This is a genomic window from Veillonella parvula (assembly GCF_032575955.1).
GTDB classification, from domain to species: Bacteria; Bacillota; Negativicutes; order Veillonellales; family Veillonellaceae; genus Veillonella; species Veillonella parvula_J.
Genome location: NZ_JAWFXN010000001.1, coordinates 105900 through 128990 on the forward strand (window position 1 = coordinate 105900; position 23091 = coordinate 128990).

The window sequence follows — 23091 nt, forward strand, 5'->3', positions numbered from 1 at the left end:
GAAGGGCGGCATATCTATATGTTTTTTATTGAGTAATCATTTTTTATTGATTAATCAATTAAATTCATTTTCTCATTAAATTAACATTCATCATATATGATATGGAATTTTGTTAGTATGTATTGATGTATTCATTATTTATAGAAATATGGGTTTATAATTATATAGAGAAATATAATTATAGGAGGGGCTATGGCTAAAAAAGGCCTTATATATGCATTGTTATCCGCACTTTTATTTAGTACGATGAATGTATTTGTAAAACTGTTAGGGACAAATATTCCACCTGGGGAGATCGCTTTTGCCCGTGGGTTCTTTGGGACTGTTGCGGTGCTCATTATCATGTATGTGAAGGGCATCCGTTTTTCAAAAGAGAATCGGGGGCTCCTCGTCATGCGTGGCTTATACGGCGGTTTTGGTATGGTATGTAATTTCATAGCATTGGTACACATAAAATTATCTGATGCAACAATTCTATTTCAGACGACAGGAATATTTGTTTTTATCTTTAGTGCTCTGTTTCTGAAGGAATCGATACCTAAAGGGGCTGGCAAATGGCTTGGAGTCATTTTGATTGCTGTCTTAGTAATGGTAAATCCTTTTAGTTATGAATCATTTTCTTGGTATGCATTGGTAGCAATTTTAGGTGCTGCTTTAGCTGCGGCGGCCTATACGACGATACGAACTATTAGTAAACGCGGACAACATAGTAATTTTGAAATCATGGCCTATTTCATGATTACTGGCATGATTGCGGGCCTCGTCACTACTGATAAGCTCGTTATGCCTCAAGGTACAGATTGGCTCATTATCTTCGCTATCGGTGGTATTAGTGTAGTGGCTCAGTTTTTCTTGACTGGCGCCTTTGTTACGACCAATGCTGTAGTGGCTCAATTCTTGCAATACGTTGGCGTATTTATTAGTTCCTTCTATGGGTTCTTGATCTTTGGTGAAAGCTTATCCATAGCAACAGTAGGAGCTGGTATTGCTATGTTTATATCCTCTGTCATGTTGGCGCGTCTTAAAGAACAGAGTGGTCCATTAAGAGAGGGCAAGGTTATAGAGGATAAAATTAAATAAATGTCGAATATATACAGTATCAGACTGTATATGACAGTGGGGGTGCTGATTACATTCGTGATTGGCACCTTTTTACATAAAAGATAAAATACAGGGGTATTAGTTAGTGATTTATTGTAATGAAATATACTAGAGCTTTTTCATTTTGAAAGTAGCTACAGACGGAGGAGCTATGTATATAAAATGGATGCATATTGAAAACTATAGGAACTTAGCCGATGTAACGCTAAGCTTTCACAATGATATTAATTACTTTGTCGGTGAAAATGCGGTAGGTAAGTCTAATTTTTTAGATCTCTTAGAAATTATCATGGAGTGCCATGGTTTTATTGAAAGTGATTTTACGGATGTAAATAAGCCTATTCGCATTGATTTTGAAATATCTCTAGGTGAGTTAAATTATAAAAGCATGTATACTGCTGATGAGGGACCTACCTACCGTTTACGACTTGAACAAGTTGTACAAGAGGTATATCCACGATTATACAGAGTCACTGATGCAGGGATTGAGCCTATGCCGTTGTCTATGATTCGTCATGCTTTATATGTGTGTCATCGCGATACCTCAGAGCAGGAACTGTTTTCTATACCGTCCTCTATATATGTAGAATTAGGACAGCTATTACAAGCTTATGTGTCTCGATTAGAAATGCCTACTGATGATTTTCAGCGTGAAATTGTTAGTTTACGTAAGGATTTAGATCCTTACTGTATGCTCAATATTCAACATCTTGTAGAGGTATTGTCTACATCCTCCGCTATGGAACGTAAGTATTCTGCTGATAATGTACGATTGATTATGGCTGTGGCTCTCAAGATTTTGGCTCAAATTTATATGAAAGTGAGTAGTGCAACTACAAATTTAGAATCTTTACTTGTATATGATGCAAAGGGATACAAGTTTTTACCAATCTTTATAAGTGTGGATGAGCCAGAGCTACATTTAAGTCCGTATTTGCAACGGGCTGTGCTCAATTATTACCGTCAAATTGCAACTAATGAAAATGAAGAGTTTTTAGCATTGCTGCGAGATATTTTTAAAATAGATGGATTATTAGGACAGCTTTTTGTGGTTACTCACAGTACGGATGCACTAGTTGACGATTATCGTCATATTATTCGGCTTTATCGGGATGAAAATAATATGGTCTGTGCAGCGTGTGGAGTTACTTTCAATTTCCCTAAAGAGGTAGAGAAACACTTGATTATGCATTTTCCTGAGGCAAAAGAGGCTCTATACGCTCGGTGTATTATCATCGTAGAAGGGGAGACTGAGTACGGTAGCTTTACAGGCTTTGGTAAAAAATTAGGCGTGGACTTTGACTATTTTGGAATCTGTCTTATCAACGCTCGGGGCGAGTCCTCTATCAGTAAATTGCAAAAATTGTTTAATAGATTCTCTATTCCTACAGTAGCCCTCTATGATCGCGATGTAGAGGGAAAATATGCAAAAGCACATAGCAATATATTCTATACGGAGGAAATCTGTTTTGAAATGGATTTTGTATCGTATTTACTTGCGATGCACAAGCGTTCCATAATGGATGCCATCATCAAGGACATTATTGATGACGCTCGTCCGATGGTAACAAAGGATATGGCGCGGCGTGGTTATGCTAAATTAGGTATTACTAAAAGCCAAATTGTACAACGATGCTTACCGAATATTTCGGATCGTAAGTTGGATGATTTACATATCTATTACTTCTCTTGGTTCTTTGCTAATAAAGGAGTAATTGTAGGGCGACGTATTAGTCAATTTTTAGATGCTTCCATGATACCACCTGCATTTATTGCAGTAATAGAGCGTGCTAAACTTCTTTCGCTAGGCTTAGGTTAATGGAGTAATACATTACTACTTCTAATTAATAGAGTCTGACCAAAGTTTGGTTAGACTCTATTTTTTCGAAGGTAATATAGCATTTTAGAGTGTAGGCATAGGAAATATGGTGTAAAAAATACGCATAATAAGTGATTTATTACAATAATAGATAGAATTATGAAAAACTATATTAACTAAATTTTAAAAACTACATCGAAATTTCTTGACATCTTTTTATCTTTATTTTATGATTAGTACTGTTATTAATGCATTCTCAATTAAACGTATCTAGGAGTATGAAAATGAAAGACTTTTTAAATGACTTTAAAGCATTTGCTTTCAAAGGCAATATGATGGACCTAGCTATTGGTATGATTATTGGTGCTGCTTTCACAGCATTGGTTAATTCTGTTGTAAACAACCTATTCATGCCTGTTCTCAGTGTATTCACAGGTGGTATTGATTTTAGTAATTTGTACTTGCCATTGAGCACAGGTTCTAAAGATGCATTCATGGCTGGTGCTGATATTGCTACAGCTCGTGCAGCTGGATCTGTATTGCCATATGGTACATTTATTACTGATTTGATTCAATTCTTGATTTTGGCATTTGTTGTATTCTTGATGGTTCGTGGTTTGGCTAAAATGATGAAATCTGCGAAAGAAGAGGAAGTTGCAGAAGCACCTGCAACGAAAGAATGTCAATTCTGTAAATCTGAAATCAATATCAATGCAGTTAAATGCCCTAACTGTACTGCAGATTTGAACTAGTTCAAATTTAAATTATACATAAAAGGAGTGAGGTTTTGACCTTACTCCTTTTTGTTGTATTACGTTAGCTTTCTAGTATAAAATATAATTATAATATATAGAATTTTTTAGGGAGGGATATACATGGAAAAGAAACCTCTAGTAGTAGTAAATGGACTGGTTCGCAAAGATGCGATTGCATATTTAAAAGAGCATGTAGATGTGCGCCAATGGACTGAAAAAACAGTGATGCCTCGTGAGGTACTGAAGGAATGGCTCATTGATGCGGATGGTTTGTGGTGTGTACGACCTTTAGATGTAGATGGTGATCTTGTAAAGAATGCGCCAAATTTAAAGGTTATAGCACAAGCGGCCGTAGGTTATGATAATGTAAATATTGATGAACTAACAGAGGCAGGTATTCCTTATGGCAATACGCCAGGTGTTCTCAATGAAACGGTAGCAGAACTTGCATTTACGTTGATTGCCACGGCTAGTCGTCGTATTATAGAAAATGCTAACTTTGTAAAAGACGGTCGTTGGGCTCAAAGACCTTCTAATATTAAAGGTTTTGATTTAAGTCGTCGCACTCTTGGTATCATTGGCATGGGGGCTATCGGCGTATCCATTTCTCGACGTGCCCGTGCGTTTGGTATGACTGTTGTGTATCATAATCGTAATCAACGTTTGGATGATAAGATTCATAAGACTACTTATATGGAGTTAGATGATTTATTAGCCATTAGTGATGTAGTATGCGTTATGGCTCCATTGACAGATGAAACATATCATATGTGTGATGAAGCGTTTTTCAAGAAGATGAAGAATACAGCTTTATTTGTTAATGTTGGTCGTGGACCTATCGTAGATACTGATGCACTTATCAATGCTCTTAAAACGGGTGAAATCGATTATGCTGCCCTCGATGTAACGGATCCAGAACCATTACCAGCGGATCATCCATTGTTAGATGTAGAAAACTGCCTTATTGTACCGCATATTGGCTCTTACACAGATAGAACTCGTTATGACATGTCTATTTTGACAGCGGATAATATTATTGCCGGCGTTCATAAGAAACCTTTAAAAACATGTGTAAATGAAGAAGTAAATTATAAGAAACCTCAAATGGATGTAGAGTCTGCGCTAGAAGAGCTTAAAAAGGCTGGCGTTGATTTAACTGATTTCGACTAAAAGTGGAAGACATTAAAAGATATGCGGTTTTATACAAAATATGGTAAAATAAAAGAATATTTTTCCTATGGAGGTAAGAACGTTGGAACATAAAGACATTGAAAAAGATGTAGCTCCTGAAGAAGTTGTATCTGTTAACTTTATTGAAGCTATTATCAACAAAGATAACGAAACTGGCAAATACGGTGGCCGTGTATTGACTCGCTTTCCACCAGAACCAAATGGTTACTTGCATATTGGACATGCTAAATCTATTTGCCTCAACTTTGGTATTGGTAAACAATACAATGGCTTAACAAATCTTCGCTTTGATGATACAAATCCTGTAAAAGAAGATGTCGAATATGTAAACTCCATCATGGAAGACGTTAAATGGCTTGGATTTGATTGGAATGAACAACCACGCTATGCATCTGATTATTTTGACCAAATGTATGAGTATGCTAAGAAATTAATCACCCTTGGCAAGGCTTATGTAGATGATCAAACTGCAGATGAAATTAAACAAAATCGCGGCGATTTCTCTACTCCTGGTGTCAATAGTCCATACCGTGAGCGTAGTGTAGAAGAAAACTTGGCACTCTTCGAAGAAATGAAGGCTGGCAAGTATAAAGATGGGGAAAAGGTATTGCGTGCAAAAATCGATATGGCGCATCCTAATATCGTAATGCGTGATCCTGTTATTTATCGTATTGTAAATACAGAGCATCATAATACGGGTAATGAGTGGAAAATTTACCCTATGTATGATTTTGCCCATCCTATTGAAGATGCTATTGAACGCATTACGCATTCTATTTGTACATTGGAATTTGAAGTTCACCGGCCATTATATGATTGGGTGTTAGAGGAATGGGATGATACTGAAATTCCTCAACAAATTGAGTTTGCTCGCTTGAATGTAACTAAAATGGTTATGTCCAAACGTAAATTGCGTGCTCTTGTTGAGGCAGGCCTTGTAGCTGGTTGGGATGATCCTCGTATGCCGACAATTTCAGGTTTGCGCCGTCGTGGTTACACGCCAGAAGCAATTCGTGATTTCTGTGATCGCATTGGTGTAGCGAAGGCGGATAGCGTTGTTGATATTGCTTTGCTTGAGTTCTGTATCCGTGAAGATTTGAAACTCAAAGCTACACGCCCTATGGTAGTTATTGATCCTGTGAAAGTTGTTATTACGAACTATCCAGAAGGTCAAACTGAACTTTGCACAGTTGAAAACAATCCAGAAAATGAAGAGTTGGGTAACCGTGAAGTTGTATTCGGTCGTGAAATCTACATTGAACGCAATGACTTTATGGAAGAGCCAGTTAAGAAATTCTTCCGCTTGGCACCAGGTAAAGAAGTACGCTTAAAAGGTGCATACTTCATTACATGTACTGATGTTATTAAAGATGAAAATGGCAATATTACAGAAATACACTGTACATATGATCCAGAAACTAAGAGCGGTAGCGGTTGTACTCGTAAGGTAAAAGGGACATTGCACTGGGTTGAAGCATCTACTGCAGTAGATATTGAATCTCGCTTATATGATTATTTACTTAAAGAAGATTCGGATGGTAAAGACTTCTTGGGCGATTTCAACCATGACTCCTTACAAGTATTCCATAGTAAAGGGGAAGCATGTCTTGCTAATACTGTACCAGGAGACCATTTCCAATTCTTGCGTCAAGGTTACTTTGTTACTGATAAAAACAGTACTTCAGACCATATTGTAGTGAACCGTATTGTTGGTTTACGCGATAGTTGGGCTAAGGCACAAAAGAAATAATATAACGCTTATTTTATATTACTATAATGTTAAAGAACCGCTCCTTGGTGGGCGGTTCTTTAACACTGGGTTATTACTATAAATACTTTAATGACAATAGATATTTAGAATAGCCTAAGCCATTGTTTGGCTTTAATCTCTAGATGTTGTATTGCTAGCTTATTATATTAAAGCTTTGATGAGGAAAAACATGAAGAAATTAGTATTACTTGCTACGGCAGCGGCTGTGTTGGCATCTGTGCCAGCTACTGGTTCTGCAGCAAATATCAAGTCCATTTTAAATAGAAGTCAAACTGTAACATATCAAGGTGTTAAATTGCCTGAAGGTGTTACTATGTATCAAAACAATCCTAAAGCATTATTTGCAGGGGAAGGGAAACAAGACGTTAAATCTGTACTTCTTGAAGCAGGTGTATCTTCTGCAGATGTATATACATTAAATATTAAAACAGAAAACGAAATGCGATATGCTGTTTATGCTAATGTTGTATTAGGTAAACAATTATCTGGTCGTATGAGTGAAGCAAAACATATGAATACAGATTCTTCCTCAATTGGTGCATTGGCCGCTGCTATTAACAAGGGTGAGAGCCCTGCGCTTGGCACTTTTACGGTAATAAATCCATTAGTAAAACAAGGCAATGCCTATGAAGGTACATTGAAATATAAAAGTGTAGCTAATAATAATTCTTATAATGAGATATTACATATTAGTATTTCTGAAGATAAATATACAGGACCAAATGCTCATTTAATCGCTGTTGATGAAGCTAATGATAGTGTTGTATTCCCTAAAGTTAAAGGTTTATTACATACCAAATAATAAATAATTATTGAAAATATATATCAATTATTCTTGACAATTTTTCTCATCAAGAGTACTATGAGCCTATAGGAATTATTCTCATTAGAGGTAATTCTAACGATGTGCAACAGGCAGGTACTATTATGATGAATTCAATTGACCATATCATTGGATATCATTGTGCACCGGCAATTCGAGGTATTAAGCTATCGAACTTGGTTTCTATTCCACGGGACATGAATGAACAAATCCAATTTGTATTGATAGAGTATAATAAAGCGTTCAATGAAAAAGGATTGTTCTTCTTTGAATTATGTCGTTGTAAAGCGCGAAGACTATTATTGGTATTCCGTGAGAAGCAATTAAGAGACTATGTACGCCAACCTGCGGTGATGTTATTTTTGAAAGCCTACGGTTATCATGATCAAATGAGCATTATGGAGATGCTTGAACATCTTAGATATCGTATGGAAGTAAGCATTGAGTTTCCACATGAAATCGGCATTTTTTTAGGTTACCCATTAAAGGATGTGAAATGTTTTATTTCTTATCGTGGTGGAGGATACCGAATGTGCGGAGAGTGGAAGGTTTACCATGATGTGGTAAATGCGCAACGCTCTTTCTTGTGTTACAAAGCATGTCGTGAATTTTGTCAAACTCAATTGATGTTGGGAAAAACATTTAGTTCATTGGTCGCAAGAACGGCCTAGGAGGTACAAGATGATTGGTGTAATTTTTTGGTCCGGTACAGGCAATACAGAACGCATGGCTTATGAAGTAGCTGAAGGTATTAAAGCTGCAGGTCAAGAAGTTGAAGTAAAATCCGTTTCTGAAGTATCTGTTGATGAAGCAGCAGCTTATGAAAAATTAGCTCTTGGCTGTGCTGATATGGGTGCAGAACAATTAGAAGAAGGCGAATTTGAACCATTCTACACTGAACTAGAAGGCAAGTTGAGTGGTAAAAAAATAGCGATCTTTGGCTCCTATGGTTGGGGTGGCACTTGGTTGGAAGACTGGGGCACTCGAATTAAAGATGCTGGTGGCGAATTAGTGGCTGATGGCGTAGCAATCTTGGGCGAACCTGATGATGATGGTAATGCACAATGCCAAGAATTAGGTAAAACATTAGCAAATGCTTAATTTGATTTCAACTACTAAATAAATACTAATAGTTAATAATAAAAAGGCTGTAATGACGATAAGTCGTTATTACAGCCTTTTTTGTATGTATTTATGATTGATAGGATGAAGCATAGGTCATTAAAAATTTTAATATCATTAAGTAAATGTGATGAAAATCATAATATTTATTTATCTTTATCTCTATTCGTGTATATAAGCGTATAATTATAAATAACTTTAATGCATAATTATATTGCATTTTTGTACACATAGTCCTATAATTTAGTTAAAGAACCTAACAAAAATTTAGGTTAATACAAAAATAGTTAGGGTTAATTTTATATTAGCTATTAATCGGGCTGGCGTAATTTAAATTGGAAAGGTTAATTAATGACATTGGAAGAGGGGTTATTTCAATGAGTACATTAGAGCGAATAAAAGTCATAGCCCATGGATTAGCGGCGCAATTTGGCCCATCCTGTGAAGTATTGATTCATGATTTAAAAGGGGATATCAATTCGTCTCTTGTATATATTGAGAATGGAACTATAACTAATCGACATGTTGGTGATGGTCCATCGCATGTGGTTTTAGATGTGCTGAGTCATGACGATGGTAGCGAGGGTAGATTTGGTTATCTCACAAAAACTAAAGATGGCCGAATATTAAAATCTTCTACCATGTATATTCGTGATGATACAGGTCGTATAGCATACTTGTTGGGGATTAACCAAGATATAACAGAGTTTGTTTTGATGCATCGACTTTTGGATAGTCTGGTCAATACAGGTCAGGAAGATGCAGGATCTGTTGAAAAAATTACGACAAGTGTATCGGAGCTATTAGATGATTTATTACTAGATGTAGAACGTATAGTTGGTAAACCAGGACCATTGATGAATAAGGTGGAACGCTTAAAAGCTATAACCTACTTAAACGAAAAAGGGGCTTTTCTTATCTCGAAGTCTTCTGAGAAGATAGCAGAGTATTTTAATATTTCTAAGTTTACTCTTTATAGTGATTTAAATACTATAAAGGAAGAATCCTAGGAGGCAAATATGGAACGAATTCAGTGGAAGCGTAATACGATGGCACCATCAAGTGACAAGTTTTTGTCCGTTATGGATGTTAGAGAGGTTAAGAAAGCTAAAGCGTTTCATGAAAGTTTTCCACAATATAGCATTACTCCACTTGTATCGCTTAAGAATTTAGCGTCTTATATCGGTGTTGATGCACTCTTTGTAAAAGATGAATCTTACCGATTTGGCCTTAATGCATTTAAGGTATTAGGCGGTTCCTATGCGATGGCAAAATATGTGGCGCAACAAACTGGTAAAGCTGTTGAGGATGTACCATATGATGTATTAACATCTGCAAAATTAAAAGAAGAGTTTGGTCAAGCTACATTCTTTACTGCCACTGATGGTAACCACGGTCGTGGTGTAGCATGGGCAGCCAATAAATTAGGTCAAAAATCTGTAGTATTTATGCCAAAGGGCTCTACAGAATATCGTAGAAAACAAATCGAAAACGAAGGTGCTACCGTAACAATCGAAGACTTCAACTACGATGAGTGTGTACGCTTAGCAACTAAAAAGTCTAAAGAAGTTCCTAACGGTGTTGTAGTTCAAGATACTGCATGGGAGGGTTATGAAGAAATTCCAAACTGGATTATGCAAGGCTATGGCACAATGGCTATGGAAACAGCAAATCAATTAGAAGCTGATAATTGTAAAGTTCCTACACATGTATTTGTACAAGCTGGTGTAGGCTCCCTTGCCGGTTCTGTAGTGGGTTACTTCACTAATCTATACCGCAATGTGGCTAAAAAACCTAAATTAGTTGTTGTAGAAGCGGCAGCAGCAGCTTGTTTATACAAAGGCGCTGTAGCTGATGATGGTAAACCTCGTATCGTAGAAGGTGATTTAGAAACAATTATGGCAGGTTTAGCTTGTGGTGAACCGAACACGGTTTCTTGGGATATTTTAAGAAATCATGCAGATGTATTCGTTTCTGCGCCTGACTGGGTGGCACGTTTAGGCATGCGCGTTGGTGGTGCACCAATTAAAGGCGATACTCCAATTACTACTGGTGAGTCTGGTGCAGTTCCATTAGGTCTTGTAATGGCAATTATGACGATGCCGGAATATGAAGACTTACGAAAAGAGTTAGAATTAGATGCGTCTTCAAAGGTACTCTGTTTCTCCACTGAAGGTGATACGGATCCTGAAAGATATAAAAACATTATGTGGTATGGTGAAGATCGTTAGGAGGCATTAATTATGGATTTACAAGCAATTAAACAAGCAGCGGCAACTTATGGCCCAGCGATGACAAAGTTTTTACGTGAGATCGTAGCATTTCCAGGAGAAAGTGCTGAAGAAAAAGATCATGTAAAACGTATAGAACAAGAAATGAAAAACCTAGGATTCGATGAAGTTGAAGTAGATCCTATGGGGAATATTCTCGGATATATGGGCACAGGGAAAACTCTCATTGCTTTTGATGGACATATTGATACAGTTGGTATTGGCAATCGTGACAATTGGGATTTTGATCCATATGATGGTTTCGAAGACGAAACTAAAATTGGTGGCCGTGGCGTATCTGATCAATTGGGTGGTATTGTATCCGCTGTATACGGCGCTAAGATCATGAAAGATTTAGGCCTTCTTAACGACAAATATCGCGTACTTGTTGTAGGTACAGTTCAAGAGGAAGATTGCGATGGTCTTTGCTGGGAATACATGATTAAAGAACGCAATATCCGTCCTGAATTCGTAGTATCCACTGAGCCAACTGATGGCGGTATCTACCGCGGTCAACGTGGTCGCATGGAAATCCGCGTAGACGTACAAGGCGTATCTTGCCATGGTTCTGCGCCGGAACGCGGTGACAACGCTATCTATAAAATGGCAGATATTCTTCAAGACATTCGTGATTTGAATGCTAATTCTGCCGATGAAAGCACAGCAATTAAAGGTCTTGTTAAAATGCTTGACCCTAAATTCAACCCTGACCATTACGAAGAAGCTCGCTTCTTAGGTCGCGGTACAGTAACTACTTCCCAAATTTTCTATACTTCTCCAAGCCGTTGTGCAGTAGCTGACTCCTGTGCTATTTCCTTGGATCGTCGTATGACTGCTGGTGAAACTTGGCAAAGTTGTTTGGCAGAAATCGAAGCGTTGCCACATGTTAAAGAATATGGTGCGAAAGTATCCATGTACGAATATGCTCGTCCATCTTGGACTGGTTTAACCTATCCAATCGAATGCTACTTCCCAACATGGGTAATTCCTAAAGATCATAAAGTAACAGAAGCTTTGGAAGAAGCATACACTAGCTTATATGGCAATGAACGTATTGGTGCAGAAGATACAGTTGAAATGCGTAAAGCTCGCCCATTAACTGATAAATGGACATTCTCCACAAATGGTGTATCTATCATGGGCCGTAATGGCATTCCATGCATTGGCTTCGGTCCTGGTGCAGAAGCACAAGCACATGCACCTAACGAAATTACATGGAAACAAGATCTTGTAACATGTGCTGCTGTATATGCATTATTACCATCCGTATATTGCAAAAATTAATATCACATACATTGAATTAGATTTAATATAAACGGAATAACTGGAAATAGTTGATATTTAGAATTTCATATAGTGCCTCACTATTTGATGAGGCATCGTATAAAGTTAGATCCTAAGTAGCCCTTTAGGGAATTGAAAGAGAGGACTTACAGATGACAGACTTCAATAAAAGTATTGAAACTTTACAAAAATTAGACGTTAGTAAAATGTACGGCGAAGATTTCTTCTTAACTTGGGAAAAATCTGATGATGAATTGCAAGGTGTATGGGCAGTAGCTGATGCATTACGTGCTCTTAGAGAACGCAATATCTCTACTAAAGTATTTGACAGCGGTCTTGGCATTTCTTTATTCCGTGATAACTCTACAAGAACACGCTTCTCCTTTGCTTCCGCTTGTAATTTGCTAGGTCTTGAAGTTCAAGATTTAGACGAAGGCAAATCTCAAATCGCTCACGGTGAAACAGTTCGTGAAACAGCTAATATGATTTCCTTTATGGCAGATGTTATCGGTATTCGTGATGATATGTATATCGGTAAAGGCAATGCTTATATGCATCAAGTTTCCGATGCAGTTAAAGAAGGTCATGAAGATGGTGTATTAGAGCAACGCCCAACACTTGTAAATCTACAATGTGATATCGACCATCCTACACAAATCATGGCTGATACAGCTCATATCATCAAAGAATTTGGCGGTGTAGAAAACCTTAAAGGTAAAAAGATTGCTATGACGTGGGCGTATTCTCCATCCTATGGTAAACCTTTATCCGTACCTCAAGGTGCTATTGGTTTATTCACTCGTTTAGGTATGGAAGTTGTATTAGCACATCCAGAAGGCTACGAAGTAATGCCGGAAGTTGAAGAAATCGCTAAGAAACAAGCTGAAGCTAGCGGCGGTTCATTCCGTAGAACTAACGACATGAAGGATGCTTTCAAAGATGCAGACATCGTATATCCTAAGAGCTGGGCTCCATTCGGTGCAATGGAAAAACGTACAAAACTGTATGGTGAAAATGATCATGAAGGTATTAAAGCATTAGAAAAAGTTCTTCTTGAAGAAAATGGTAAACATAAAGATTGGGCATGTACGGAAGAGATGATGAGTCTCACAAAGGACGGCAAGGCTCTTTACTTACATTGCTTACCAGCAGATATTACAGGTGTAAGTTGTGAAGAAGGCGAAGTAGATGCAACAGTATTTGATCGCTACCGCATACCTCTTTATAAGGAAGCAAGCTACAAACCATATGTTATTGCAGCTATGATTTTCCTTAGCAAATTTAAAAATCCTGTAGAAACCTTAAAAGAATTAGAACGGAAGGGAACCGAACGAGTTCAACCGTAAAGTAAAGTTTAGGGGCCATCCGTATTGATGGCTCCTTTTATTCTTAATAGTTTGTTATGAGGCATAACATGAAAAAGAGAGTTGTAGTAGCACTAGGGGGGAATGCATTAGGCAATTCCTTACCAGAACAGAAAATTGCAGTAAAAAGTACAGCTAAAACAATCATTGATTTAGTAGAAGCTGATTGTGACGTAGTGGTAACACATGGTAATGGACCTCAAATTGGTATGATCAACAATGCGATGGCTGCATTGACTCGTGAAGTAGAAGGTCAACCAAACACTCCATTATCTGTATGTGTAGCAATGAGCCAAGCTTATATTGGTTATGACTTACAAAATGCTCTTCACGAAGAGCTCTTAAATCGTGGTATTAAAGATTTGCCAACAATGACTATGGTTACACAAGTACTTGTTGATCAAAATGACCCAGCTTTTCAAAATCCTACAAAACCAATTGGTCATTTTATGACTCAGGAAGAAGCTGAATACGCAGAAAAGAATTACGATTATGTGGTAAAAGAAGATGCGGGTCGTGGTTATCGTCGTGTGGTGGCATCTCCAGCACCAAAAGAAATCATTGAACTAGAAGCAATTAAAGGTTTAGTAGGTAAACAATTAATTGTTGCTTGTGGCGGGGGAGGTATCCCAGTAACTAAAGAAGGTAATGAACTTCATGGTGCAGCTGCTGTTATCGATAAAGACTGGACTAGTAGTTTATTGGCCCAAGAAATTGATGCTGATGTTCTCGTTATTTTAACAGCTGTTGAAAAGGTTGCCATTAACTTTGGTAAAGAAAATGAAAAATGGCTTGATGAATTAACCGTTACACAAGCTAAAGAATATGTATCAGCTGGTGAGTTTGCAGAAGGCTCGATGAAACCAAAGGTAGAAGCCGCTATAGCATTTGCAGAATCCAAAAAAGGCCGTGTCTCAATTATCACATTATTAGAGAAATCTAAAGATGGTATAGCAGGAAAAACAGGCACACGTATCGTATTATAATAATATATAAGTTTATAAGTATGCATTTCAACGAATCGTTGAGGAGGTGCCCACATGATTATATTAGGAAAAGGTACTGTTATTACTCGCGACGCTGATAGACCTATCATTTATGATGGTGCTGTTGCTATCGACGGGACTCAAATTGTTGATATTGGTAAATATGATGAATTATGCAAAGCTTATGCAAACGCAGAAATTATTGATGCTAATGGTGGCTTGATTATGCCAGGTTTCATTAATGCACATCATCATATTTACTCCGCTCTTGCACGAGGCTTATCGTTGCCAGGTCCAGCACCGACTAACTTCGGTGAAATCTTGGAAGGACTTTGGTTCTACTTAGATAATAAATTGACGGCTCCAGATGTAAAAGCAAGTGCATTACTTACGTATTTAGGCTGTATCGAAAATGGTGTAACTACTATTTTTGACCACCATGCAAGTTATGGTGAAGTTCCTAACAGCTTATCCATCATTGCAGATGTAGCTAAACAATTCGGCGTTCGCTCATGTTTATGCTATGAAGTATCCGACCGCAATGGCGTAGACCAAATGAAAGCCGCTGTTGCAGAAAACGTACGTTTTGGTAAAGAAGCAAAACAAGATCCATCCAGACTGGCGGCGATGATGGGCTTGCATGCATCTTTCACATTGAGCACGGAAACATTAGATTATGTGAAAGCTCATAATGAGGATCAGTTGGGTTATCATGTTCATGTTGCAGAAGGTCCTGAAGATGTGGCCGATAGTAAAGAAAAGTATGGCATGACACCTGTTAGACGCCTCGTAGAGGCAGGTATTTTATGCCCTAAGAGCATCGCTGGTCACTGTGTACACGTAACTGACGAAGATGTGGCATTATTGAAAAAATCTCAAGCTAAGGTCGTACATAACCCAGAAAGTAACATGGGTAATGCAGTAGGCACGACAGATATCTTGAAACTATTAGATGCAGGGATCACTGTTGGGCTTGGCACAGATGGTTATACAAATGATATGCTCGAATCTTATAAAGTAGCGAATTGTCTCGTGAAACATGAGCAACATAAACCATATGTAGGCTGGGGCGAAGTACCTCATATGCTATTTGAAAACAACCGCAAAATGGCTAATGAATTCTTCGATACTACGGTAGGCATCCTTAAAAAAGGTGCTGCAGCTGACGTAATTGTTCTTGATTACGCAGCACCAACACCACTTGATGAAAACAACATCAATGGTCACTTACTATTCGGTGCTAATGGTATGTATGTGGTAACAACTATTAGTGATGGTGTACCACGCATGATTGATCGTAAATTACAAGGCATTGATAAAGCTGAAGTAATGGACGAAGTTTTAGCAACATCTAAAGGTTTATGGAAACGACTAAACCCATAACGCAAGCGCTTTAAAGGAGTGTGACATTATGAGTGACATTATGTATCCGGTAAGTTTCGGAAATTTGATGAACCACATTATGACTGAGTACAAGATGTACAATCGCATTTACAATGTAAATAAAATTCATCGTACGAATCATGATCAACGCTTATCTATCTTTGGTAAATCCATTGAAAATCCTGTAGGTCCAGCAGCTGGCCCTAATACACAGTTGGCACAAAATATTGTGGCATCTTATGTAGCTGGTGCTCGTTGCATTGAATTAAAAACCGTACAAATCATGTACGGTGAAGAACTAGGTATTCCTAGACCTTGTATCTACTCTGTAGATGAAGCATATAATGTAGAATGGTCTTCTGAATATAGCTGTGATGAAGCTGCTGATGAATACATTAAAGCTTGGTTCGCATTAAAATTAATCTCTAAAGAATTAGGCTTAGGCGATCCAGATGGATTCTTATTCATCATGAGTGTTGGCTACAACTTGGCTGGTATCAAGAGCCCTATGGTTGATAAATTCATCAACACAATGCGCAGTGCATCTCAATCTCCTATGTGGGATACTTGTAAACAATGGTGTCTTGACCACGTAGATGAATTTGAACATATCGATGCTGATTTCATCAACTCCATTGGTGATGAACTTTGTCAAGCAATCACATTGTCCACAATGCACGGTTGCCCAGCAGAAGAAATCGAATCCATTTGTTCGTACCTTATCAGTGAAAAAGGTCTTCACCTATACTTAAAATGCAACCCTACATTGTTAGGGCCAAAACGCATTAGAGAATTATTGGATAACGCCGGTTTTGAGTACATTGACTTTGAAGATCATCAATTTGAAGTTGACCTTCAATTCGATAAAGCTGTTCCAATGTTAGAGCGTCTTATCGCTCTTGGTGAAAAACACAATAAGATTTTCGGTGTTAAATTGACAAATACATTCCCTGTTCAAATTCACAACAATGAATTGCCAGGCGAGCAAATGTACATGTCTGGTAAATCCTTGTTACCTGTAACAATTGGTGTAGCTGAGCTTTTAAGTGCTCAATTCGGCGAACGTTTACCTATGTCTTATAGCGGTGGTGCTGTAAAACAAAATATCAAAGCTATCTTTGATTGTGGTATTTGGCCTGTAACAGTATGTACAATTCTTCTACAAGGTGAAGGTTACAATACTTTCAAAGGCTTAGCAGACGAAGTGGAATCTACTGATTACAATGCTGCTTTAAAAGTTCATAAAGAACTTATAGCTAAACTCGCTAAAGACATCGCTGAGAACAAAATCTTCAAGAAGAGCGATGCAATGAAGAAAAAACGCGAAGCTATGCCATCCTTCCCAGGTACACGTAGTTCTGACTACCACTGCCGCGTAGTGTGTGGTGCTTGTGTTCGCGTATGTCCTAATAGATGTAATGAAGTCGTTACTGTAAATGATGCTAAATTGATCGTCCATGTTGATCAAAGCTGTAATGAGTGTGGTAACTGTGCATGTCATTGCGTAGAACCTTGTCAACCATACAAGGATCGCATTACATTCTTCCACAATGCTGAAGCTTTAGCCGATAGTACAAATGATGGTTTCTACATCACAGGCACTAGCTGTGGTTATCGCTTCAAAGGTGAAGAAGCCGTATGTGACATTGATGCATTACCTGAAGAATTGAAAGGAGTTGTACATGCCTTCTGTAAAGAGCATGTGTACTATGTATCATGATTATCATACAACAAGGGGAATTGGTCTTAAATGATCGAATCCTTACTGGAGATTTATTAATTGATGGCGACAAAATTGTCGCCATTGATGAACACGTTCCTGTTCCAGACGGGGCTAAAGTAATTGATGCAAAAGGTTGCTATGTGTTCCCTGGATTTATTGATCCTCATACACACTTTCAAATGACAAATGCCTTGGCGTCTACTGCAGATGATTTTGATAGTGGTACAAAGGCTGCTATTCTTGGCGGCACTACATCAATCATCAATTTTGCTTCTCCCAAGGATGGATCCCTTTGTAAAGGTTTAGAAGTTCATAAGGAGCGTGCCGCAGGGCGCTGCTCCTGTGACTACAAATTCCATATGGAGCTTGTAGAAATGAATGAAGAGGTATCTCATGAAATACCAAAGGTTGTAGAAGCTGGTGTATCGTCCTTTAAAGTGTACTTAGCGTATGGCTTCCGTTTAACAGATCGAGAAATTTATGATGCTATTGAAGCTATAAAACCAACGGGTGCGCTTGTAGGGGCTCACTGTGAAAACGGTGATCTTATCGATGCCTTTGTAGCAGATAAACGTAAACGTGGTGAATTAGATGTAGACAATCATCCACTCACAAGACCGGCCATGATTGAATCGGAAGCGATTAAGCGATTTAGTACAATTGGTGCTGCATTAGAGTATCCCGTGCATATTGTGCATGTAAGTTCTAAAGAAGGCGTAGATGAAGTTCTACGTGAGCGGGCATTAGGACATCAAGTGACTTGTGAAACATGTCCACAGTATTTGGTGCTTGATGAATCACGATATAAATTACCTGATTTTGAAGGGGTTAAATTTGTGATGAGTCCTCCACTTAGAACGATACAAGACCAAATGGCATTGAAGCATGCACTAGTAAATGGTACTTTCCAAACTATTGGCTCCGATCATTGTAGTTTCAATTTTGAAGGTCAAAAATTAAAAAGTCGTCATGACTTTACCCGTATTCCTGGTGGCATTCCTGGAGCTGAAGAACGGGGTATCATTGCTTATGATGTGTTGGTTAACCAATGCAATATGAGCGCTGTAGATTTTATGAAATTAGTTAGTGAAAACCCAGCAAAGCTATATGGCATGTATCCCAAGAAGGGTACATTAGCTGTAGGTAGTGATGGGGATATAACAATTGTAGATAAGCATATAGAACATGTGCTTTCAAAAGAGTCCGCCCATACAAAGGCTGACTATATACCTTACGAAGGAATATCTGTAACTGGCAAGGTTCGAGATGTTATCCTTAGAGGTCACCATGTGGTACAAGATGGATCCTTAACAGAATCGTATCTTGGTGAATGTATTCCTTAATGAGAGGAGGGCTATATATGTACCGCTTTCAAGTGAATGGCACCCAATATGAGGTTCAAGAGGATCAACGTTTAATTGATTTCTTGCGAGCTGATTTAAAGTTGACGGGCACTAAAGAAGGTTGTAGTGCTGGTGCATGTGGTACGTGTACAGTAATTATAGACGGAAAAAAAGCAAAGGCTTGTGTAAGCAAACTATCTCAATTAGATGGTAAATCAATTGTCACGATTGAAGGTTTATCTGAACGAGAAAAAGCAGTATACACCTATGCTTTTGGTGAATGCGGAGCGGTGCAGTGTGGTTTCTGTATACCAGGTATGATTATTAGTGCAAAAGTATTGATTGACGAAAATAATGACCCTACACCTGACGATGTTAAAAAGGCGATATTAGGTAATATTTGCCGTTGTACAGGCTATGTAAAAATTGAAGAGGGCATTATGCTAGCTGCAAAAATGTTCCGTGAGAACTTACCAGTTCCAGAAAAGGATACAAATGGTAATGTAGGCGCTCGTTTACACCGTGTAGATGCTGAGGAAAAAGCATTAGGTACTGGACAATACTCTGATGATATCTATATGGATGGCATGATTTATGCCAAAGCATTGCGTTCTAAATACCCACGAGCTAGAGTTGATCGTGTTGATGTGTCTAAAGCTCTTGAACATCCAGCATGTGTAACGGCATTGACTGCTAAGGATGTACCATTCAATAAGACTGGTCATTTAGTACCGGATTGGGATGTACTTATCGCCGAAGGTGATATTACACGTTATGTAGGCGATGCAATTGCACTTGTTGCAACTACAGAAAAGAAATATTTAGACGAAGTATTGGCTCTAGTTGAAGTTGATTATACTGAATTAGAACCCGTACTAGATCCATTGGAAGCACTAAAACCAGATGCTCCTCAGTTACATCCAGAGGGAAATGTATTATCTCGTCAAACATTATCTCGTGGCGATGTAGATAAGGCTATTGCAGAGGCTGCTTTTGTAGTAACAAATCATTATTCCACACCTCAAACCGACCATGCATTTATGGAACCAGAATGTGCCGTTGCATATCGTGAGGGTGATGAAATTCATCTGCATTCAGGTAGCCAAAATGTTTATGATGATCGTCGTGAAGTTGCTCGTATGCTTGGTATTCCGAATGAGGCTGTAAAGGTTCACAGTATGCTCGTAGGTGGTGGCTTTGGTGGTAAAGAAGATATGACCGTACAACATCATGCATCACTCGTAGCTTGGCTTACAGGAAAACCAACTAAGGTACTTTTCTCCCGTCAAGAAAGTCTCAATATTCATACTAAACGTCATGCGATGGAAATGGATATTACAACAGCTTGTGATGCGGAAGGTAATTTGGTAGCAAGTAAGGTAAATATCGTTTCTAATTGTGGCGCGTATGCATCTTTAGGTGGTCCTGTACTTCAACGTGCTGGTACTCATTCTTGTGGCCCTTATCACTTTGATAATTTTGCCTTTGATGGTGTATGTGTTTATACAAATACTGTTCCTGGTGGTGCATTCCGTGGGTTTGGCGTAACACAAACTATCTTTGGTCAAGAGCAAAATATTGATGAATTAGCTGCGTTGGTAGGCATGGATCCTTGGGAATTCCGCTACAAAAATGTTGTACGCCCTGGTGACTCATTACCAAACGGCCAAATTTGTTCCAAAGAAACCGCTTTAGTAGAATGTTTGGAAGCTGTAAAAGATGCATATTATGCCTCTGATCGTACTGGCCTTGCGGTATGTTTGAAAAATAGTGGTATTGGTGTAGGACTACCTGATACGGGTCGCGTTATTTTAGAAGTACGTGATGGTAAAGTTCGTATTCGTACGGGTGCCGCTTGTATTGGTCAAGGCATGGCTACTATGGCAACACAAGTACTTTGTGAAACGACAGGCTTAACGGCGGATAAAGTATTTGTAGAACGACCTGATACAGTACGTACACCAGATTCTGGTACAACTACTGCATCTCGCCAAACGCTCTTTACCGGTGAAGCAACGCGTAAAGCAAGTCTTCGCTTAAAAGAAATGTTAGATACTAAAACATTAGAAGAACTGAATGGCGTAGAGATTTATGAAGAGTTTCTCGGTGAAACAGATCCATTTAATTCTGATAAATCGCATCCAAAAAATCACGTTGCCTATGGTTATGGTGCATGTGTAGCAACAATTGGTGAAGACAATAAGGTTGCTAATTTACATGTAGCATACGATGTAGGTCGTGTAGTGAACCCTCAATCCTGTACAGGTCAGGCCGAAGGTGGTGCCATTATGGGAATGGGGTATGCCGTTACAGAAGACTTCCCTTATAAAGAAGGGTATGTAACATCTAAATACGGTACGCTAGGACTTCTTAGAGCTACCCAATGTCCTCCAATTCATGTAAGTCTTATCGAAAAAGGGACACCAGAACAATATGCATACGGTGCTAAAGGTATTGGCGAAATCTCTAGCATTCCGATTGCACCGGCTATTGCAAATGCGTATCGTCGTATCGACGGAGAACCACGTAGGTCCTTGCCGATTAAACATACAGGTTATAAAAAATAGAATATTTGCTTAATGGTAGGGGCTTTTGCCCCTAGCCATCAAGGTTCCCACGTGAAGTCGATGAGATTTCTAAACTCTATCATGTACGATAGTATGACTATATTGTTTAACTAGTAACTAAAACGTAAGATATGAGGTGATTCTTATGAGTAAAGGTGCATCTGGTGTCGACCATGTAGATGGTATGCTGCCAATCCCGCAGTTATTCGCTTATGGTTTACAGCACGTTCTGGCTATGTATGCTGGGGCAGTAGCTGTACCAATTATTATTGCACAAGCTATGCATTTGCCAATTGAAGATTTAATTCGTTTGATTACAGCTGACTTATTTACATGTGGTGTAGCTACATTGATTCAAACATTAGGGTTCGGACCTGTCGGTGGTCGCATTCCTCTTATTCAAGGTGTAACATTTGCTTCTGTAGGTCCAATGATTCTGATTGGTCAGCAGCATGATATTACTACCATTTACGGTGCGATTATCGTAGCTGGTCTCTTTACATTCCTTGTGGCACCATTTTTCAGTCGTTTGATTCGGCTATTCCCACCTGTAGTAACAGGTACTATCATTACTATTATTGGTATCAACTTGATGCCAGTAGCTGTTAACTGGATGGGGGGGGGCGTAGGCAATAAAAACTTTGGCGATCCACTATACATAGCTCTTGGTGTAGCTACATTTGTTCTCGTTGTATTAACTTATCGATTTGGTAAAGGTTTCCTTGGTAATTTGGCAATCTTAGTTGGGCTTATTCTCGGTACAGCCTTAGCTATGATTGTTGGTATTACAGATTTTTCAGAAGTAGGGCGTTCTCAATGGATTTCTGTTGTGACACCATTCTATTTTGGCCTTCCAACCTTTGACTTTGCTTCTATTGTATCTATGATTATTGTAATGCTCGTAGTTATGGTAGAAACAACTGGTGATAGTATTGCAGTTGGAGAAATCGTAGATAAACCTATTGGTCAAAAAGAGTTGGCTGCGGTACTTCGTGCGGATGGCTTATCCACTATTATTGGTGGTATCCTTAATAGTTTTCCGTATACAGCATTTGCTCAAAACGTAGGTCTTATTGCTGTAACACGTGTTAAGAGTCGTTTCGTTGTAGCAGCATCTGGTGTAATTTTAATTTTATTAGGCCTTTTCCCTAAATTAGCCGCTATCGTAGCTTGTATTCCAAATGCTGTACTAGGGGGCGCAGGAATTGCTATGTTCGGCATGATTATCGCCAGTGGGATTCGTTCTCTTGGTAAAGTTAGTTTCGATGGTAACTATAACCTGATGCTAGTTGCCATTAGTATTGGGGTATCCATGATTCCTCTTGCAGCACCTCAATTCTATACACACTTTCCAGCATGGGCTCAAATTCTTTTGAAATCTGGTATCACAGCTGGTAGTATAGTAGCTGTTATTTTAAATGTAATGTTTAATGGTTTTGGTTATAAAACTGTTAATGAACCTAATCGTGCGACTCGTAAATATCGTCACTTCACACGATTCAAAGGTTATCCTAAACATTTCTACCAATAAGATATAGTTAGACGAGTTTACTCTCATGCGATTATATGTATTGTCTCTCACAGTAGAA

18 protein-coding genes are annotated in these 23091 nt (G+C 38.5%); all 18 read left to right on the forward strand.

From position 1 onward, the window contains the following. The first annotated feature begins 192 nt into the window (after positions 1-192). The 18 genes from E7L28_RS00480 to E7L28_RS00565 all read left to right on the forward strand — a co-directional run bounded on the left by E7L28_RS00480 (position 193) and on the right by E7L28_RS00565 (position 23033). Positions 193-1080, forward strand: coding sequence for a DMT family transporter (locus E7L28_RS00480; RefSeq protein ID WP_195394633.1), 888 nt, complete (start codon positions 193-195; stop codon positions 1078-1080). Between the two features lie 172 nt (positions 1081-1252). Then, on the forward strand, positions 1253-2920 hold the full coding sequence (locus E7L28_RS00485; protein ID WP_316711374.1) for an ATP-dependent nuclease: 1668 nt from the start codon (positions 1253-1255) through the stop codon (positions 2918-2920). Between the two features lie 284 nt (positions 2921-3204). Next, positions 3205-3672 (forward strand): large conductance mechanosensitive channel protein MscL, encoded by a 468-nt coding sequence (mscL, locus tag E7L28_RS00490; protein ID WP_012864626.1) that lies wholly within the window; start codon positions 3205-3207, stop codon positions 3670-3672. Between the two features lie 123 nt (positions 3673-3795). Next, entirely contained in the window at positions 3796-4845 is a 1050-nt protein-coding gene (locus E7L28_RS00495) for a 2-hydroxyacid dehydrogenase (protein ID WP_316711375.1), read from the forward strand. An 82-nt stretch (positions 4846-4927) separates the two neighbouring features. After that, positions 4928-6616, forward strand: a complete 1689-nt coding sequence (locus E7L28_RS00500; protein WP_316711377.1) for a glutamine--tRNA ligase/YqeY domain fusion protein — start codon at positions 4928-4930, stop codon at positions 6614-6616. A gap of 190 nt (positions 6617-6806) precedes the next feature. After that, on the forward strand, positions 6807-7439 hold the full coding sequence (locus E7L28_RS00505) for a hypothetical protein (RefSeq protein ID WP_004698726.1): 633 nt from the start codon (positions 6807-6809) through the stop codon (positions 7437-7439). A gap of 104 nt (positions 7440-7543) precedes the next feature. Then, complete coding sequence (locus E7L28_RS00510) at positions 7544-8131, forward strand: DUF3793 family protein (RefSeq protein WP_008601461.1); 588 nt, start codon at positions 7544-7546, stop codon at positions 8129-8131. A 10-nt stretch (positions 8132-8141) separates the two neighbouring features. Beyond that, positions 8142-8561: a flavodoxin gene (locus tag E7L28_RS00515; RefSeq protein ID WP_004696544.1), complete on the forward strand. Its 420-nt coding sequence runs from the start codon at positions 8142-8144 to the stop codon at positions 8559-8561. 398 nt (positions 8562-8959) lie between these two features. Then, complete coding sequence (locus E7L28_RS00520; protein WP_278471916.1) at positions 8960-9592, forward strand: helix-turn-helix transcriptional regulator; 633 nt, start codon at positions 8960-8962, stop codon at positions 9590-9592. A gap of 9 nt (positions 9593-9601) precedes the next feature. After that, positions 9602-10813: a diaminopropionate ammonia-lyase gene (dpaL, locus tag E7L28_RS00525; RefSeq protein ID WP_281782902.1), complete on the forward strand. Its 1212-nt coding sequence runs from the start codon at positions 9602-9604 to the stop codon at positions 10811-10813. A 12-nt stretch (positions 10814-10825) separates the two neighbouring features. Beyond that, on the forward strand, positions 10826-12136 hold the full coding sequence (locus tag E7L28_RS00530) for a YgeY family selenium metabolism-linked hydrolase (protein WP_278469966.1): 1311 nt from the start codon (positions 10826-10828) through the stop codon (positions 12134-12136). Between the two features lie 152 nt (positions 12137-12288). Then, positions 12289-13482, forward strand: coding sequence for a knotted carbamoyltransferase YgeW (ygeW, locus tag E7L28_RS00535; RefSeq protein ID WP_004696537.1), 1194 nt, complete (start codon positions 12289-12291; stop codon positions 13480-13482). A gap of 68 nt (positions 13483-13550) precedes the next feature. Then, positions 13551-14486, forward strand: a complete 936-nt coding sequence (gene arcC / locus E7L28_RS00540) for a carbamate kinase (RefSeq protein ID WP_316692174.1) — start codon at positions 13551-13553, stop codon at positions 14484-14486. A gap of 54 nt (positions 14487-14540) precedes the next feature. Beyond that, positions 14541-15869: a putative aminohydrolase SsnA gene (ssnA, locus tag E7L28_RS00545; RefSeq protein WP_316711379.1), complete on the forward strand. Its 1329-nt coding sequence runs from the start codon at positions 14541-14543 to the stop codon at positions 15867-15869. Between the two features lie 28 nt (positions 15870-15897). Next, positions 15898-17589 carry a selenate reductase gene (locus E7L28_RS00550; RefSeq protein ID WP_316711380.1) on the forward strand — a complete coding sequence of 564 codons (1692 nt, stop codon included), beginning with the start codon at positions 15898-15900 and terminating at the stop codon, positions 17587-17589. Further along, entirely contained in the window at positions 17586-18935 is a 1350-nt protein-coding gene (gene hydA, locus E7L28_RS00555; protein ID WP_315307107.1) for a dihydropyrimidinase, read from the forward strand. The genes E7L28_RS00550 and hydA overlap by 4 nt, the downstream gene beginning before the upstream one ends. A gap of 17 nt (positions 18936-18952) precedes the next feature. Continuing rightward, a complete protein-coding gene (xdh, locus tag E7L28_RS00560; RefSeq protein ID WP_004696528.1) occupies positions 18953-21502 on the forward strand; it encodes a selenium-dependent xanthine dehydrogenase in 2550 nt (849 codons plus the stop codon). Positions 21503-21647: 145 nt separating this feature from the next. Further along, a complete protein-coding gene (locus E7L28_RS00565) occupies positions 21648-23033 on the forward strand; it encodes a nucleobase:cation symporter-2 family protein (RefSeq protein ID WP_004696527.1) in 1386 nt (461 codons plus the stop codon). Positions 23034-23091 lie beyond the last annotated feature (58 nt).

Excerpts from the sequence above, each read along its gene's own strand:
- xdh (WP_004696528.1), top strand. The coding sequence starts at position 18,953 with ATGTACCGCTTTCAAGTGAATGGCACCCAATATGAGGTTCAAGAGGAT.
- arcC (WP_316692174.1), top strand. The coding sequence starts at position 13,551 with ATGAAAAAGAGAGTTGTAGTAGCACTAGGGGGGAATGCATTAGGCAAT.
- E7L28_RS00565 (WP_004696527.1), top strand. The coding sequence starts at position 21,648 with ATGAGTAAAGGTGCATCTGGTGTCGACCATGTAGATGGTATGCTGCCA.
- E7L28_RS00515 (WP_004696544.1), top strand. The coding sequence starts at position 8,142 with ATGATTGGTGTAATTTTTTGGTCCGGTACAGGCAATACAGAACGCATG.
- E7L28_RS00530 (WP_278469966.1), top strand. The coding sequence starts at position 10,826 with ATGGATTTACAAGCAATTAAACAAGCAGCGGCAACTTATGGCCCAGCG.
- E7L28_RS00505 (WP_004698726.1), top strand. The coding sequence starts at position 6,807 with ATGAAGAAATTAGTATTACTTGCTACGGCAGCGGCTGTGTTGGCATCT.
- E7L28_RS00485 (WP_316711374.1), top strand. The coding sequence starts at position 1,253 with ATGTATATAAAATGGATGCATATTGAAAACTATAGGAACTTAGCCGAT.
- E7L28_RS00480 (WP_195394633.1), top strand. The coding sequence starts at position 193 with ATGGCTAAAAAAGGCCTTATATATGCATTGTTATCCGCACTTTTATTT.
- dpaL (WP_281782902.1), top strand. The coding sequence starts at position 9,602 with ATGGAACGAATTCAGTGGAAGCGTAATACGATGGCACCATCAAGTGAC.
- E7L28_RS00520 (WP_278471916.1), top strand. The coding sequence starts at position 8,960 with ATGAGTACATTAGAGCGAATAAAAGTCATAGCCCATGGATTAGCGGCG.
- hydA (WP_315307107.1), top strand. The coding sequence starts at position 17,586 with ATGATTATCATACAACAAGGGGAATTGGTCTTAAATGATCGAATCCTT.
- ssnA (WP_316711379.1), top strand. The coding sequence starts at position 14,541 with ATGATTATATTAGGAAAAGGTACTGTTATTACTCGCGACGCTGATAGA.
- E7L28_RS00495 (WP_316711375.1), top strand. The coding sequence starts at position 3,796 with ATGGAAAAGAAACCTCTAGTAGTAGTAAATGGACTGGTTCGCAAAGAT.
- E7L28_RS00550 (WP_316711380.1), top strand. The coding sequence starts at position 15,898 with ATGAGTGACATTATGTATCCGGTAAGTTTCGGAAATTTGATGAACCAC.
- ygeW (WP_004696537.1), top strand. The coding sequence starts at position 12,289 with ATGACAGACTTCAATAAAAGTATTGAAACTTTACAAAAATTAGACGTT.
- mscL (WP_012864626.1), top strand. The coding sequence starts at position 3,205 with ATGAAAGACTTTTTAAATGACTTTAAAGCATTTGCTTTCAAAGGCAAT.